Annotated in this window: 11 protein-coding genes; 2 read left to right on the forward strand and 9 right to left on the reverse strand. The window is 71.4% G+C overall.

Annotation, left to right across the window (positions count from 1 at the left end; translation table 11 throughout):
- The first annotated feature begins 12 nt into the window (after nucleotides 1-12).
- Nucleotides 13-675 (forward strand): GTP cyclohydrolase I FolE, encoded by a 663-nt coding sequence (gene folE, locus FF096_RS00360; RefSeq protein ID WP_155214367.1) that lies wholly within the window; start codon nucleotides 13-15, stop codon nucleotides 673-675.
- A gap of 10 nt (nucleotides 676-685) precedes the next feature.
- On the opposite strand, the gene FF096_RS00365 is transcribed toward folE, so the two are convergent.
- Together FF096_RS00365 and FF096_RS00370 are read right to left on the reverse strand one after the other, a co-directional pair.
- Entirely contained in the window at nucleotides 686-1,393 is a 708-nt protein-coding gene (locus tag FF096_RS00365) for a hypothetical protein (protein WP_155214368.1), read from the reverse strand.
- The gene (locus tag FF096_RS00370; RefSeq protein ID WP_309222578.1) at nucleotides 1,390-3,963 is read right to left on the reverse strand and encodes an FtsK/SpoIIIE domain-containing protein; all 2,574 of its coding nucleotides are present in this window, start codon (nucleotides 3,961-3,963) and stop codon (nucleotides 1,390-1,392) included. The genes FF096_RS00365 and FF096_RS00370 overlap by 4 nt, the downstream gene beginning before the upstream one ends.
- 198 nt (nucleotides 3,964-4,161) lie before the next feature.
- Between FF096_RS00370 and FF096_RS00375 the strand changes: the two genes are divergently transcribed.
- Nucleotides 4,162-4,716: a hypothetical protein gene (locus FF096_RS00375; protein WP_309222579.1), complete on the forward strand. Its 555-nt coding sequence runs from the start codon at nucleotides 4,162-4,164 to the stop codon at nucleotides 4,714-4,716.
- A 2-nt stretch (nucleotides 4,717-4,718) separates the two neighbouring features.
- Here FF096_RS00375 and FF096_RS00380 read toward each other — a convergent pair whose 3' ends face one another.
- The 7 genes from FF096_RS00380 to FF096_RS00410 are packed head-to-tail and all read right to left on the reverse strand — an operon-like array spanning nucleotide 4,719 to nucleotide 13,033.
- The gene (locus tag FF096_RS00380; RefSeq protein WP_155214371.1) at nucleotides 4,719-5,312 is read right to left on the reverse strand and encodes a hypothetical protein; all 594 of its coding nucleotides are present in this window, start codon (nucleotides 5,310-5,312) and stop codon (nucleotides 4,719-4,721) included.
- A gap of 13 nt (nucleotides 5,313-5,325) precedes the next feature.
- Nucleotides 5,326-6,492, reverse strand: coding sequence for a M23 family metallopeptidase (locus FF096_RS00385; protein WP_155214372.1), 1,167 nt, complete (start codon nucleotides 6,490-6,492; stop codon nucleotides 5,326-5,328).
- Nucleotides 6,489-7,046 carry a hypothetical protein gene (locus FF096_RS00390; protein ID WP_309222394.1) on the reverse strand — a complete coding sequence of 186 codons (558 nt, stop codon included), beginning with the start codon at nucleotides 7,044-7,046 and terminating at the stop codon, nucleotides 6,489-6,491. The genes FF096_RS00385 and FF096_RS00390 overlap by 4 nt, the downstream gene beginning before the upstream one ends.
- A complete protein-coding gene (locus FF096_RS00395; RefSeq protein ID WP_155214373.1) occupies nucleotides 7,043-8,998 on the reverse strand; it encodes an MFS transporter in 1,956 nt (651 codons plus the stop codon). The genes FF096_RS00390 and FF096_RS00395 overlap by 4 nt, the downstream gene beginning before the upstream one ends.
- 1 nt (nucleotide 8,999) lies before the next feature.
- Nucleotides 9,000-12,290, reverse strand: coding sequence for an ATP-binding protein (locus tag FF096_RS00400; protein ID WP_155214374.1), 3,291 nt, complete (start codon nucleotides 12,288-12,290; stop codon nucleotides 9,000-9,002).
- Between the two features lie 49 nt (nucleotides 12,291-12,339).
- Nucleotides 12,340-12,702: a hypothetical protein gene (locus FF096_RS00405; RefSeq protein WP_093409867.1), complete on the reverse strand. Its 363-nt coding sequence runs from the start codon at nucleotides 12,700-12,702 to the stop codon at nucleotides 12,340-12,342.
- Between the two features lie 13 nt (nucleotides 12,703-12,715).
- Entirely contained in the window at nucleotides 12,716-13,033 is a 318-nt protein-coding gene (locus FF096_RS00410; RefSeq protein ID WP_309222395.1) for a hypothetical protein, read from the reverse strand.
- Nucleotides 13,034-13,207 lie beyond the last annotated feature (174 nt).

Consider the following 13,207-nt stretch of genomic DNA (forward strand, 5'->3'; position numbering starts at 1 on the left):
CCCCAGCGGGGACTGGCCGCCTCCGCCACCGAACCCGACACCGACCGTCTCGACTACATCGCCGCGCGGCTGGTCAACGGCCGGCTCACCGGGCGCCCCGTCGAGGACGCCGTGGACCTCGCCCGGATCGAGAAGGCGGTCCGCGAGATCCTCATCGCGGTCGGCGAGGACCCGGACCGTGACGGCCTCCAGCAGACCCCGGCCCGGGTCGCCCGGGCGTACGCGGAACTCTTCGCCGGCCTCCGCGTCGACCCGGCCACCGTGCTCACCACCACCTTCGAGGCCAACCACGAAGAACTGGTGCTGGTCCGCGACATCGACGTGATGAGCCTCTGCGAGCACCACCTGCTGCCGTTCCGGGGCAGTGCCCACATCGGCTACATCCCCGGCCCCGACGGTCGGATCACCGGGCTGTCCAAACTGGCCCGGCTGGTCGAGGTATTCGCCCGCCGACCCCAGGTGCAGGAGCGACTCACCTCGCAGATCGCGGATCTGCTGATGACGCGGCTGGAACCACGCGGTGTGGTCGTCGTCCTCGAATGCGAACACATGTGCATGGCGATGCGGGGCATCCAGAAATCCGGGGCCAAGACGATCACCTCGGCGGTGCGCGGCACCTTGCAACGGGACGCCAAGTCCCGGGCCGAGGCGATGGCTCTGATCATCCCCCGCTGAACGGGGGCGATCAGGACGCCAGCAGCGCCAGCACGATCCCCGCGTTGACCACCACGGCCGGGAGCAGACAGGCCAGCGCGCCGAACCGTGGCGTACGGTCCACCCGCTGCCCCGGACCGGGTGGGAAGCACCGGCCCACCGCGAGCCAACCCAGGCCGAACGCGACCGCCGGCGCGGGCAAGCCCACCAACAGCGCCAGCGCGGTCACCGCGCCGGTGCCGGTCAGCAGGTACACCACCACCAGGAGCACCGGGACGAGCAGCCCCAGCGGTCCGTACACCAGCAGGTTGCGGGGGCGGGCCGGCCAGTGCGCGATCCGGGACAGGCCGCGAGCGGCGAGGACATCGTCCGCGCCGACCGCCCACCGCCGTGCCTCCCCCAGAGCCGTCAACACCGCCGCCGGGCCGCCGCTCATCGACCGCGCCGCCTCCGCCAACTCCGGCGGCGTCGGCGTCAGCGAGATCGGGGGTACGCCCAGCTCACGTAGCCGGGTCTCCTGCGGTGCCAACCGGGTACGTACCCCGGCCAACTCCTCCCGAGCGGCCTGCACCGCGCGGGCCTGCTCGCCCGCGGCGGTCGCCGCGCCCCGCCGTACCCCGTCGAGCTGACGGGCGGCGGCCAAGTAGTCGGTCCACGCGACCCGGACCGGATCTCCCGGCGGGCCGGTCCGTTGCCGGACCGGCCCGGCAGCCGTGACCGGCGAATCGTCCACAGTCATTCGGGCTCCCCTGCGGAGCTGGCCGGTACGTCGTAGGGCACCAGCACCACACCACGCTCTCCCGGCCCGTCCCAGAGCACCACCCGATCGGGTCGGGGCCGCCACTCGACCGGGCGACCGAACACCGGGGTGAGCTGCGCTCCCGGCACACCCGCCACCGCCACGGCGGTCAACTTGTCCACCGTCTCGTCCGGCTCCACGAGCGTCGCGAACGACGGCACCGTACGCCACCAACCGAGCAGATGCTGCCCGGCCGGTGGCCCGTCGCGCAGCAGGGCCCGCAGCCGGGCCGGGGGCAGCTCATCGACCGGCGCCACGTCCAGCCCGAAGACCACCAGGTAGACCGGCTCACCGGCGTCCGCCACGGCGACCAGTCCGTCCAGATCCACCCGGTCGACCCGGTGGCGTTCGGCCAACTCTCCGGCGAGGTCATCGGCCCACTGCGCTGCCTCGGCATCCGGTGCGGCCACCACGAACCGTGCCGTGCCCGCCGGGTGGTGCGCGGCCGTGCTGCGAGCGGCAGTAACAAGCAGTCGGCACGCGGCAGGCCGTGGACCGAGAACCGCGAGGTTGCGGCCCGCCGCCGGTCCGAAGGGCACCGCCGCGGTGCTGCGCGCGACATCCACCGCCCGCCCGAGCAGCGCGGCCGGCGCGAGCGACTGCCCGGCCACCGCCGCCCGGTAGCGGGGATCGTTGCGCAGCAGCGGGCGCGCGTACCCGGCGAAGACGGTAGGTGGCGTCGCCTTCGGTGGGCGGGCCGCCCAGAGCCGGTGGCGCAACTCGGCCACGGCCTCCGGTTCGTCCGCCGGATCGGGAAACCGAACCATCCGTTCATGACCACGGATCGCTCCCCGTGGCCCGCCAAGGCCGCCCGCCGTGTTCACCACCGCGCTGCCCACCGGCAGACCGGCTGCGGCATCGTTGGTCGGCTCCAGCACCGCACCGCCGCCAGGCAGCGCTACCCGTACCGGGAACTGGCCCAGCAGCGAATCCCGCTGGCCGCTGTCCGAACGGGTGCCCAGGCCAAGATCACCCTCGCCGCTCAGCACCAGGTGGACACCGTACGTCCGGCCGGTCCGGGCCAGCGTGTCCAACCGGACGGTCACCTCGGCGGCCAGCCGGTCCCGTTCGGCGAAGAGCACCGGCAGGTTCTCCAGTACGCAGACCACCCGGGGGAGCGCGCGGTGACCGCGCAACTCCGCGAAACGTTGCCCACCCGCCCGCGCCGACGCCTCCGCCCGCCGCTGCACCTCGGCCGTCAACTGCTCCAACAGGTCCAGTACGTACTCCCGGTCGGCGGCCATCGCGGCGGCCCGGACCTGTGGGATCCAGGACCGGTCCCGCTCGGTCTGTAGGAACTCCGCAAAGGACTCGCCGTCGCCGAGATCCGCCAGATACAGCGCCAACTCGTCCGGGCCGTACCGGGCGACGAGGGTGAGCAACACCGTGGTCAGGAAGGTGGCCCGGCAGCCCCGCGACCGACCGCCCACCAGCCAGTGCGGAGTCAGCTCGGTGAAGCCGAGCGACACCGGTCGCCCGCCGGCATCGCCGACGGTGATGCTCAGTCCGTCCGTCCCGGTCGCCTGCCACAGCTCGTCCGGCGACAGTTCGTCCGCCGGTGGCAGCAGGTGCGAAAGGGACAGCCGACTGCCGGCCTCGATCTGGGCGGCGATCCTGCGGCACACGGTGTCGACCAGGTCGGCCGACGGATCCGGGTCGACGAAGACGGGAGAGTTCAGCCCACCATCGGTACCGCCACCGGCGAACGCCGCACCCGGCGGGTCACCGAGCAACGCGTACGCGGTCCGCATAGCCAGCGGTGTGGCCCTGGGCGGCGCGGCCCGACCGGTCGGCGGCCACCCCGCCACCACCAGGTGCAGCCCGGCCGCCGGCCCCTGCTCGGCGAGCGCCTCGATCCGCGCCAGGTCGCTCGGCCGGTGCGGTTCGGGGAGCGCGGCCAACACCAGCAGCAGCGAGCGGTCGTGCCGGCGGGGGCCGGCGGATTCCGGCGCCACCCATCGCTCCGCCTCCGCCAGCACCGCTTGCAGCCCGTCGGCGTCCGTGGCCGGCGGAGCCAGCACCCCGGCGTCACCGAGCGCCGCGAACGGCGCCAGCGCCACACCCGTCGCATCCACCGTCCGAACCAGCAGCGCCCCCGCCGGTGTCGCCGCCAGCACTCGCAGCAGTACGGCCCGCAGCAGCCCGGCGACCCGTGGATCGTGCGCGTCGGCATCCACCACGAGGTGACCGCTGCCGAACATCGGCACCAGCGCCGGGAACCGGGCATCGTCCAGCGGGGCTGCGGTGCCCACCCGGACGAACGGCGGTGGTCCCTCCCCGGCGGGATGCGCCGGGGCGACCTCGTCCAGCGTGGACCCGGCCCAACCGGGGGCGAGGACGGTGGCGGCGTCACGCAGCCGCTCGGCCAACGCGTACTGACGGCGTTGGTCTGCCGGCGCGGGCCGGGTTTCGTCGAGGATCGTCGTCGCCGCCGTGACCGTCGCGGCAGCTCGGCGGTGCAGCGCGGCGGCGCGGAGCGTCCGTGCCTTCGGACCGCCCACCGTGTCCACCTCCTCCGCCCGAGGTCGGCACCCACTCGCCGGGCAGCACCGACGGTATCCCAGCGAAGGCTCCACCTCCGGGATGCGCGTCGGTGCTGCGTCGTTGTTGTCGCGGATCTCACCCATCGGCAGGGTTCCGTCACGATCTGCCGAATCTGAGGCATTGGGTCCTGGGCCGCCAGCCGATAGCCTCAGGGGGTGGAATCAGTGCCGCCCTCCGCCGGTTCCCAGGTCTCCCGCGTACCGGCGCAGAGGACCCCGCCGGAGGAACTGGCGCCGCCTGCGGTCGCGCCGGCTCCACGCCGGCCCCGGCAACGCCTGCGTACGGTATTGACCGTGATCGCCGCGGTGGCCGCGGCACTGTGCCTGGCTGGCGGGGTGGTCGGCTACCTCGTCTACGACCGCGCCACCACCCCCGACCGCAGCGCTCCGACGATCGTCGTCGACAGCTACCTGAGGGCGTTCCTTGTTGATCAGAACGACGTGCGAGCCGAGCTTTTCACGTGCGGAGGCAGCAGCGACCTGGGCCAACTAGCCGCGTTCAGGTCCGATCTCGCAGCGCGCGAGAAGCAGTTCGGCACGAGTATGTCGATCAGTTGGGGGAATGTCTTGGCGTCGCAACACGGAAACGAAGCCAAGGTGCAGGTGGAACTGTTGTTATCGGCCCGAATTGATGGCATCAGGCAGTACGACCGGCAGCCATGGACGTTCACCACGCGGTTGGACGGGGACTGGCGGGTGTGCTCGGCTTCGGCGGGTTGACCTCATTCCACCCAGAGCACGTGGACCGGGACCTCCAGGGTGGTCGGCGACTGGCCGCGCCAGGCCCAGCGGTACCACTCCACCTCCGGGGTGACCCGAACGCAGATGTCGCCCTCGGCACCTGAGTAGGTTTCGGTGACGGCGCGCAGATCGCGGTGCTCGACGGAACCGACCATGTGCACAACTCGCCGCCCGGTAACCGAGTCGGCCTCGAAGACCGGCGTCGGTGCCCGATGGGCGGGGGCATCCAGCGAGACGAGCCGCAGGCTGCTGTCCGTCGTCGCCGGGTCCGGCCGGCCGACCGTTTCGACCCAGACCCGTTCGACCGGCACCAGTGGGGCGAACACCTCGACCTGCTCTGACTCGGCGCGGTACCACTCGTGTTCTGGAATGACCGGAACGTAGGTGCGGCTGTTCTGCACCACGCGGTCGTCAGCCCGCAGGTCGGCCCGCCAGCCCATCCCGGGTAGCCCGACCAGGACCCGTCGACCGCGTAGCTCGACGCTTCCTGCGGCGGGAACGATCTCGATCGGGCGAGGTGGCTGTGGAGCCCAGTCGGGCTGGTCGGCGAAGGGGTCGGGAAGCGGTTCGGTCATGACGGTCCGTGGTTCACCCGGCGCCCTTCAACGGCGCGCCCTTCGACCGCATGAACGGCACCGGATCGATGGCACTCCGGCTACTGCGGTCACCGTCGACGTGCACCTCGAAATGCAGGTGTGGCCCGGAGGAGTTGCCGCTGCTGCCCACTTCGCCGATCACCTCACCAGCCTGCACCGTGTCACCCACGGCTACCCGGGGACGACTCACCAGGTGACAGTAGCGGGTGACGATCCCCTGGGCATGGAGCACGTCGACGAACCAGCCGCAGCCCCCCTTGCCGGGCCAACCGTCCACGTCACAGCTGAGCCGCCCGCGCCGGTCGGGATCGCAGCGGGAGACCAGCACTCGGCCGGTCGCCGCAGCCCTGATCAAGGTGCCCTTCGGGGCGGCGATGTCCACACCGTTGTGTCCGGGCCGACTGGCGGTCCGGAATCCGGAGCCGACCCCGCCAGGAATCGGCGCGGTCCAACCGGAGGCGGCGATCTCGCCGCCCTCGGCGGCGTCGCACACCGTTTGTCCGGCGATCAGCGCGGTCCGCGCCGCGCCACCGGCCAGCGCGTTCACGATCTGGGCGGCGAGTTCCTCGTGCTTGGCGTACGCGTCCGGAAAGGCGCTGATCTGGACCCGCTGGGCGGCCACGGTCAGCGGTAGTTTCTCCCAGCCGGGCACGTCGAGAAGCTTCTCGTAGAACTTGCGGGAGGCGTACGCCGGGTTCATCCGCTGGGCGACCGTGCCCCACGAGGCACGTTGTTGGAAGAGCCCGACGGAGTCGTGATCGGCCCCGATACCCTCGTTCGGAAGGTCCTGCGACTCGCCGACCGCACTGTTGGCCAGGTTGAGCAGCCGCGATTCCTGCATCGCGGTCGCCACCGCGATCACCCAACCTCGCGGCGGCACCTTCATCTCCTGGCCGACCTTGATGATGACGGCGGCGTTGCGCAGCTGGCGTTCGCCGTACTCGGCGAAGCGCGGCATCTTGCCGGTCACGTCGACCTGGAAATCGCCGGTGCACTCCATGCTGGCCGGGGTGAGCTGCTCGGCGGCATCGCCACCCAGTTCGGTGAGGAAGAACGCGGCGGTGCCGCCGGTGCAGCAGAGCAGCGCCAGCATCGCGGTGAGCGCCGCCGCGAGGGCACCGGTCCGGACCCGCCGGAGGGGACGGCTGCGCTCACTCATCCCCTGCTCCAGTCCACCGCGTCCACCAGCCAGCGCCCGTCGGGTGCCAGCAGTTCGAGGCGGAGTTGACCGCCGTCGAGCGGGATCGTCGCCTCCACGATGGTCTCTCCGCGTGGACGGATCGTCACCTCGCCGGTGACCGCACCAGCGGACGAGCCGACCGGTTCGGCACCGGAGAGCTTCTCGGCGAGATTGGCGGTAGCGAGCGGACGCAGCGCGTCGTGCCAGTCCGCGACGGCTTGGCCCGGGTGGCCGAGCCAGGCGACGGCGAAGCGTTCGGCGACCAGTTTCGGGGCCGGCTGGCCCGGCCGGGTGACCGGAGAGGGCGTCGTGGTGGTGGAGATCGCGCCGTCGTCACCGGTGGTCGGATGCACCGTGGTGATCGGGTCGGTCGGGCGATTGCTCAGCCCCGCCGCCGGGTCGGCAGGGCCGGCCGCCAATCTGGCCCCCCCGACCACCCCGAGCACCAGCACGGCGATGCCGAGTGCGACACCCAGTCGGGACCGCAGCAACCGCAGGAACAGGAATTCGACCGCTCGACGCACGACGGTCACCTAGCCTCGGAGCGGACCCGCGGTGCCGGTCTCTCGGGGGTGCGTTCGGCCGATCCGGGACGGTAGATGACGTATGAGGGGTTCTCGTCCGGCACGTCGGGCTCGGTCCAGGAGGCCGGCTGCCGGCGGCGAGGTCTGGGCGCGACAGTCTGCTTGGGGCGCTGATCCTCGGCCCGAGTGTCGATGCCGTCGGCCGCGCGGCCGTCCGCTCGCTTCGCGGCGGCGGGGGCGGGGGCGGGGGCGGGGGCGTCGCTGGGTACCGGGTCCGGACGTGCCTCCGGACGCACCTTCGGCTGCTCCGCCGCGAGCGCCCGCCGCTGTCCGACGCTGGGCTCGGCGGTGCCACCGGGCTCGGCGACGTCGAGCCGGGCGGCGGTGCGCATGTCCCGGAAGAACCGGCGGTGCCAGGAGCCTGCCGAGCTGACCGCCTCGCTGCTGTCCTTGCCGCCGAGTTGGGTGATCCGGCGGTAGGGACGCAGCAACAGCCAGCCGACCACCCCGCAGAGCCAGACCAACACCACCTGTAGCCAGCCGGGGAGGGTGGCCGTGCTCATGATGAGGTCGACCGCGAAGAGGTAGATGGCCGCGCCGGTACCGAAGATCGCGATGTTGAACAGCGCCGCCACCACCGCGTTGCCCAGCCGGCGCAAACCGGCGCTGGCCGGGCGGAGCAGCCCGATGGTGCCCAGGATCGGTGCCGCGATCACCGCCCACCGGAAGATCAGGAAACCGAGCAGCACCAGCAGTGACGCGGTGAGGTCGAACATCGCGAAGAGCAGGGCGGCGAGCACCGCGATGAACCCGGCACCCACCCGGTCCATGTCCCGGACACCCTTCAAATACTCGAAGGCCTCCGGGTCTTCCCGCTCGACCTGCGCGGCGACCGTCATCCACTGTTGCTTCTTCGCGCTGATAGTGGCTTCGCGGAGCTCTGGACTGGTCCGAATCTTCTCGGCCTCATCCCAGGACAGGGACTTAGCGTCGTACAGCGCCTCTCCGTACTTCTGAGCCGTTTCGCTGTCGGCCGAGCCGAGCACCCCGCGCAGCCAGTTCCGGTAGAGCATCGCCTCGGCGGCCGTGTCACTGGCCCGGACCGCCGGCGGGCGCTTGTCCGTGCAGGCGTCCGGATTGGGCATCGCGCACCGGTCCGGTGGCACGTCCTTGGCCGCCGGGCCCACGGCGTCGTGCACGACGCCGAGCGTGGAGACGAGGGCGCCGTCGGCGAGGTTCGCGGACTTGACCGGCCAGGCGGCCAGCGCGGTCACCGCCACCATCACCACCAACGCCCACCCTGCGGTGGTCATCGCGCTGCTCATGTCCGACTGCCGTGAACGCCAGAGCAGGTAGAGCCCGACGACGCAGAGCGTGACGATGCCGAAGACGCTGAACACCTTCTGGTAGATCGCCTTGGTGGCCTGATCCACCAGCGGATCCGCCCACCCCCACATGGTGCCCGGATCCCAGGCGCGTTCCCGCAGGGCGTTCGAGGCACCGACGATCGCCGTGGCCATCATGAACTCGCCGTTGGCGATGGTGTTGGTGAACTTGTAGTCCGGGTGCAGCAGGGTGGTGGCGCAGCCGGATTCAACCTTGTAAGTGCTGTAGCTGTAACCGGCGTAGCCGTAGTTCGTGTAGTAGCCCTTCGGGCCCCTCAGTTCCGAGGCCTCCGGGCGAGATGCGAACCAGCCAGCGATGCCGGAGTCGGGAGCGGTGGGCGTCGGCGGGTTCAGGCAGGTGGCCTCTGACTCCGCTACCTGCTGTAGCTTGGCGACACAGGCGCGAAAGTCGGCCTTCCACTCCTCGGTCGTGCAGAGCTCGGCAGCCGCGGCCTGGTACGCGGCAGGAGCCGCGTACGCCGGTGTGGCTGTGAGCCCGGGCCAGCTGATCGTGGCTGCGGCGAGGACGCCGAGTGCCAGGAGGAGCGCCGTGATCCGTGCCCGGGCCCTCGCCATGTCACGCCTCCAGGTCAGGCAGCATGTTCGGCAGCACCCCTGCGGCGGCGGCGATGGCGGCGGGGGTGGTGTCGAGGTGGTCCAGCAGTCCATCCACGTAGGAGACGTCGACCCGGACCTTCTGGACCCGGCCGTCGACGTCGCGCATCACGAATTCTCGGAACCCGAGCCGGTTGGCCGAGGTCGCGTCGGCGGAGGAGAGGGAGGCGAGGGTGGCCTCGTACCCGTCGTCGACCGGTACGCGCAGCAGGCGCAGCGCCTCACTGGCGATCTCGGCGTCTTCGGCGATGCGGCCGACGAACACGGTGGAGACGAGGTTCTGGACGTCGAGGCCGAGGATGTCCCGGGGGTTCTGCGAGGCGACCAGCGCGGCGAGGTTCCACTTGCGGGAGTCGCGGGCAAGCCGGACCAGGAAGGATCGGCCGGAGCGCCAGCCCTCCATGAAGTGCGCCTCGTCCAGGCCGACCAGCTTCCGCGAGGCCATCGAGCCGCCGTAGCAGCGGCGGACGGCCAGCCGGTGTGCGGTGTGCAGCATCGGCAGCGCGAGCGCCTCCTCGGCCGACCAGTACTCGCGTTCGATCTTGAGGTCGGGCAGTCGCAGACCGGCCATGGTGATCACGGTGAGCGCCGCGTCCGGGCCGAGCAGTCCGTCCGGTGGGCGACCGAAGAAGAGCATCGCCAGCGGCATCTCGGCGGTGTCCAGCAGCAGGTTGGCCAGTTCCCGTCCGGCGTCGTCGTCGAGTTGGCCGAGGCAGGTGACCACGTCGTCCAGGGTGGAGGTCTCCTCGGCGGGCACCTGACGCACGGCGTGCCGGAACAGCGTGGCGGTGGAGGCTTCCCGCGCGACCTGCGGCGGCACCAGCATCATGCAGATGTCCTGCACCAGCATCCGTCGTTCGGCGCGGGCGTTGGAAACCGCGATCTCGAACTCTCGGTCGCCTGCGGCCCCGGCGACGAACTCGCTGCGCAGCGGTGTCGGGATCAGCGAGTACGGCGCGAGGGTGCCGTGTTCGGAGCCGGTCAGGTTCAGCACCCGCGAGTACGGCCGAAGTTCCGGCATCGCACAGAGCCGGGCCAACGGGCCGGAGGGGTCGAGCAGGGTCACCTGCACGCCACGACGGGCGGCCAGGTAGCCCAGCGCACCGAGCAGGGTGGACTTGCCGCCACCGGGCTCGGCGACGAAGACGGCCAAGCCGGAACGCTCACGCACCTCCATGGGGAAGTGCAGGTCGAGGAAGACCGGGCGACGGCAGGTGCCGGCGGTACGACCGATCAGGTCACCGCGTCGGTCACCTACTGTGGAGGCGGCCTGCGGCAGGGCCGCCGCGAGCAGGTTGACCGGCATCCTGCGTACGTAGCCGGTGTTGGCGATCGGCTCGCCGGGGATGAACTCGCGGGCCAGCCAGTCCTGGTTCTTCGGATGTTGCAGGGAGATGCGCAGTTCGCGGGAGTAGAGCTGGATGAGGCGGCGGGCCCGCTCCAGGCACTCTTCCCGGGTGCGACCGCCGACCGCGATCCGGTGCCACCCGTGGGCGCGGGCCGAGTCGACCGGCAGCCCGGTGGTCATCTCGTCGCCGATCACCAGGGCCCGCTTGGCGAGTCGCTCCAACTCGGGCGGGGCGTCGATTCCGTGTTCGGCGTAGTCCAGCTGTTGTGAGCGGATCATCCGGAGCCGGTGTTCCAGGTTGCGGAAGGAGTCGCCGGAACCGAGGATGTCGACCCGGGTGGAGAGTTCCATCGGCCAGGGCAGCCGCTCGTGGAAGTGCAGCCAGGGCTCGTGCCGCTCGGGGATTTCGAGTGGCTCCATCCGGCCCACGGCGAGCACCGCGACGTGCCGCTCCTCGCCGGTCATCCGGTGGACCAGCTTGACCGTGGAGCCGTACGGCGTGCGGTATCGCTCGACCTGTTCGGTGAGGGCGAGCAGGTCGCCGCGTTCCCAGCGCCCGTCGGTGATGGGGGAAAGCGTGCCGGGCGGCGCCATGCAGAGCGCCACCGAGCGGTAGAGCAACCATTCCAGCTCGTGTGCGGTGACCCGGCGCCCGCGCATGCCGAACGCGCCGAGCACCTCGTCGAACTGTTCGACGGTACGGCCGAGTTTGCGCCGTTCGGCGTCGGCGACGCCGCGGCCGAAGGTGCGCAGCAGCCGCTCGGTGAGCGAGTCGCCGAGCGATCGTCGGGCGAAGGTGACTCCGAGGTAGGTCTGCCCCTCGGCGTGATTGACCGAGAGCAGGTGTCGTTGGGCCGCGACCAGGTGGTCGGCCCAGCCGGGTGTGCCCGGGACGTCGGGCAGGGGCGCGGCGGTGTTCGCGTCGATGGTGCGGGCCCACTCGTCGGCTGGGAAGGGCCGGGTGGTCCGGCGCAGGTGCAGCCGGAAGCCGGCCAGGCCCGCGTACTGCTCGGAGATGGCCGAGAGCAACGCCTCGCGTTCCGCGTCGGGGCGGAAGGCCCACCGCACCTCGGGCAGCCAGTACCAGGCGGTGACCGTGTTGGGAGTGAAGGTCAGGTGACCGGCGATCTCGGTGATGGCGAGTTCGACGGCGGGGTCCCGGTCGCCGAACTTGATCTTCGGGGGCCGGACGCGGACCGGCTTGATCGGTCGGTCGGAGCGCTCCACGGTGCGCTGCCGGGGGGCGGTGCGGGTGGCCGGCGGCGCGACCCGCCGTGGGGCCCGGGTATCGGCCTCGGCGTGGGTCGGGTCGTTCTCCCGGACCCGGCGGCTCTCCCGGACCGGCGGGTCGTTGCCGGCCGGGCGGTCGTCGGCGGGTGGGCGGGCGTTCGGCAACCGGTCACCGGCGGGTGGTGTCACCCGGGTGGGAGCCGGCGGCCGGTCGGTGGCCGCCACCGCGTCGTCGACCACGCGGACCGGTGGCGCGGTCGGGGTGGCGTTGGCCGGTCGCGGCGGTGCCGGTGGCGGCGTGGCGCGCTGCGGCGTCGGTGCGGACGGTGGCGTGGGGGCCGGCTGTTGCGGCAGGGCCCGCGCGGAAAGCCCGGTGCCCCGCTGGGCGGATCCGGGCCGGGAGTACGCGCCGCCGAACAGGTCGAGGAACGGAGAGTCGATGTCCGCACCGTCCCGACTGGCCGCGGTGGGTTCGACCGGAACCGCCCGGCGTTGCGGCGGGCGGGGCGCCTGGAAAACTCCGACGCTGCCGTGACCCGGGGTGGTGGCGAGCGCCGGGTCCAAGGTGGCTTCGTCCAGCTCGCCGGATTCTGGGTAGTCGAATGAACGCGCACGGTTACCGTGTGGTGCGGCCGGACGTCCGGCCGGGGATCCCGGCGTGGTGGAGCGGCTCATGCGACCGCCCTGCCCGTGTCCTCGTTCGGCCCGTACGGCGTGCAGCCGGTCATGCCAGTTCCTCCCGGATCCTGATCCTGCTACCGACCAGGCGCGGATCGCGCTGCTCGGCGGCCGGCTCCCGGGTGCGTCGCCAGTCGGTCAGCGCGGTGCGGATCACCATGCGCGCCGGACGGTCCGGATCGACGTACCGGAAGACGAACGAGGTGGTCACGATGGCGAGGGCGATCTCCCATGCGGGGAAGAGTTCGACCTGCAACGTGAACAGCCAGTGGATGAACATGTAGAGGGGAACGAGCAGCATGAACAGCCCGTACTGGGCGTACGGCAGGTGGACCGGAAGGGTGTAGCCGGGCGGCCCGAGATAGACCAGGCGAGCCCGGTAGATGTCGTCGTCGGTGCGTAGCCGCATCTCGTGCCTGCGCCTATTCGAAGATCAGGTTGATCAGGAAGTCACCGATGAAGAAGAGGGTGGCGGCTCCGGCGATGAAGGCCAACCCGACGATCGCGATGGCCGAACTGGTCAGCACCTTGGAGATCTCGCCTCGGCTGGCGCGGCCGATGAAGATGACACCCAGCACGGCCAGCAGGATCGGAGCGATCTTGCTGGCGAAGAAGGTGACAACGCCTTCGGTGTTGATCCCCTTCGGCTCTTCGGCGGCGAGCGGAACCGACGACGCCAGAGTGGAGAGCAGGTGGGCGGCGTTGCTCGACGCCGTTTCCATCAGCTCGATGGCGATCACTGAAACCTCCCCAAGTCGCGGCCGGCGGCGCCGCGGTGGTGCAGTAGGCAAGCCTTGCGGGATCGGTGCTCACTGTGCGCAGCGCCCGAGACCCTGCGTACGATAACCGCCACGTACGGTGGCGATTTTTGGGCGGGTTGTCCCGCTTTGGCCCTCCCTCCAAGCGTCGCCAAC

Origin of the sequence: Micromonospora sp. CP22 (assembly GCF_009712475.1) — a bacterium.
Classification (GTDB): Bacteria; Actinomycetota; Actinomycetes; order Mycobacteriales; family Micromonosporaceae; genus Micromonospora.

Excerpts from the sequence above, each read along its gene's own strand:
- FF096_RS00385 (WP_155214372.1), bottom strand. The coding sequence starts at position 6,492 with ATGAGTGAGCGCAGCCGTCCCCTCCGGCGGGTCCGGACCGGTGCCCTC.
- FF096_RS00380 (WP_155214371.1), bottom strand. The coding sequence starts at position 5,312 with ATGACCGAACCGCTTCCCGACCCCTTCGCCGACCAGCCCGACTGGGCT.
- FF096_RS00405 (WP_093409867.1), bottom strand. The coding sequence starts at position 12,702 with ATGCGGCTACGCACCGACGACGACATCTACCGGGCTCGCCTGGTCTAT.
- FF096_RS00365 (WP_155214368.1), bottom strand. The coding sequence starts at position 1,393 with ATGACTGTGGACGATTCGCCGGTCACGGCTGCCGGGCCGGTCCGGCAA.
- FF096_RS00400 (WP_155214374.1), bottom strand. The coding sequence starts at position 12,290 with ATGAGCCGCTCCACCACGCCGGGATCCCCGGCCGGACGTCCGGCCGCA.
- FF096_RS00395 (WP_155214373.1), bottom strand. The coding sequence starts at position 8,998 with ATGGCGAGGGCCCGGGCACGGATCACGGCGCTCCTCCTGGCACTCGGC.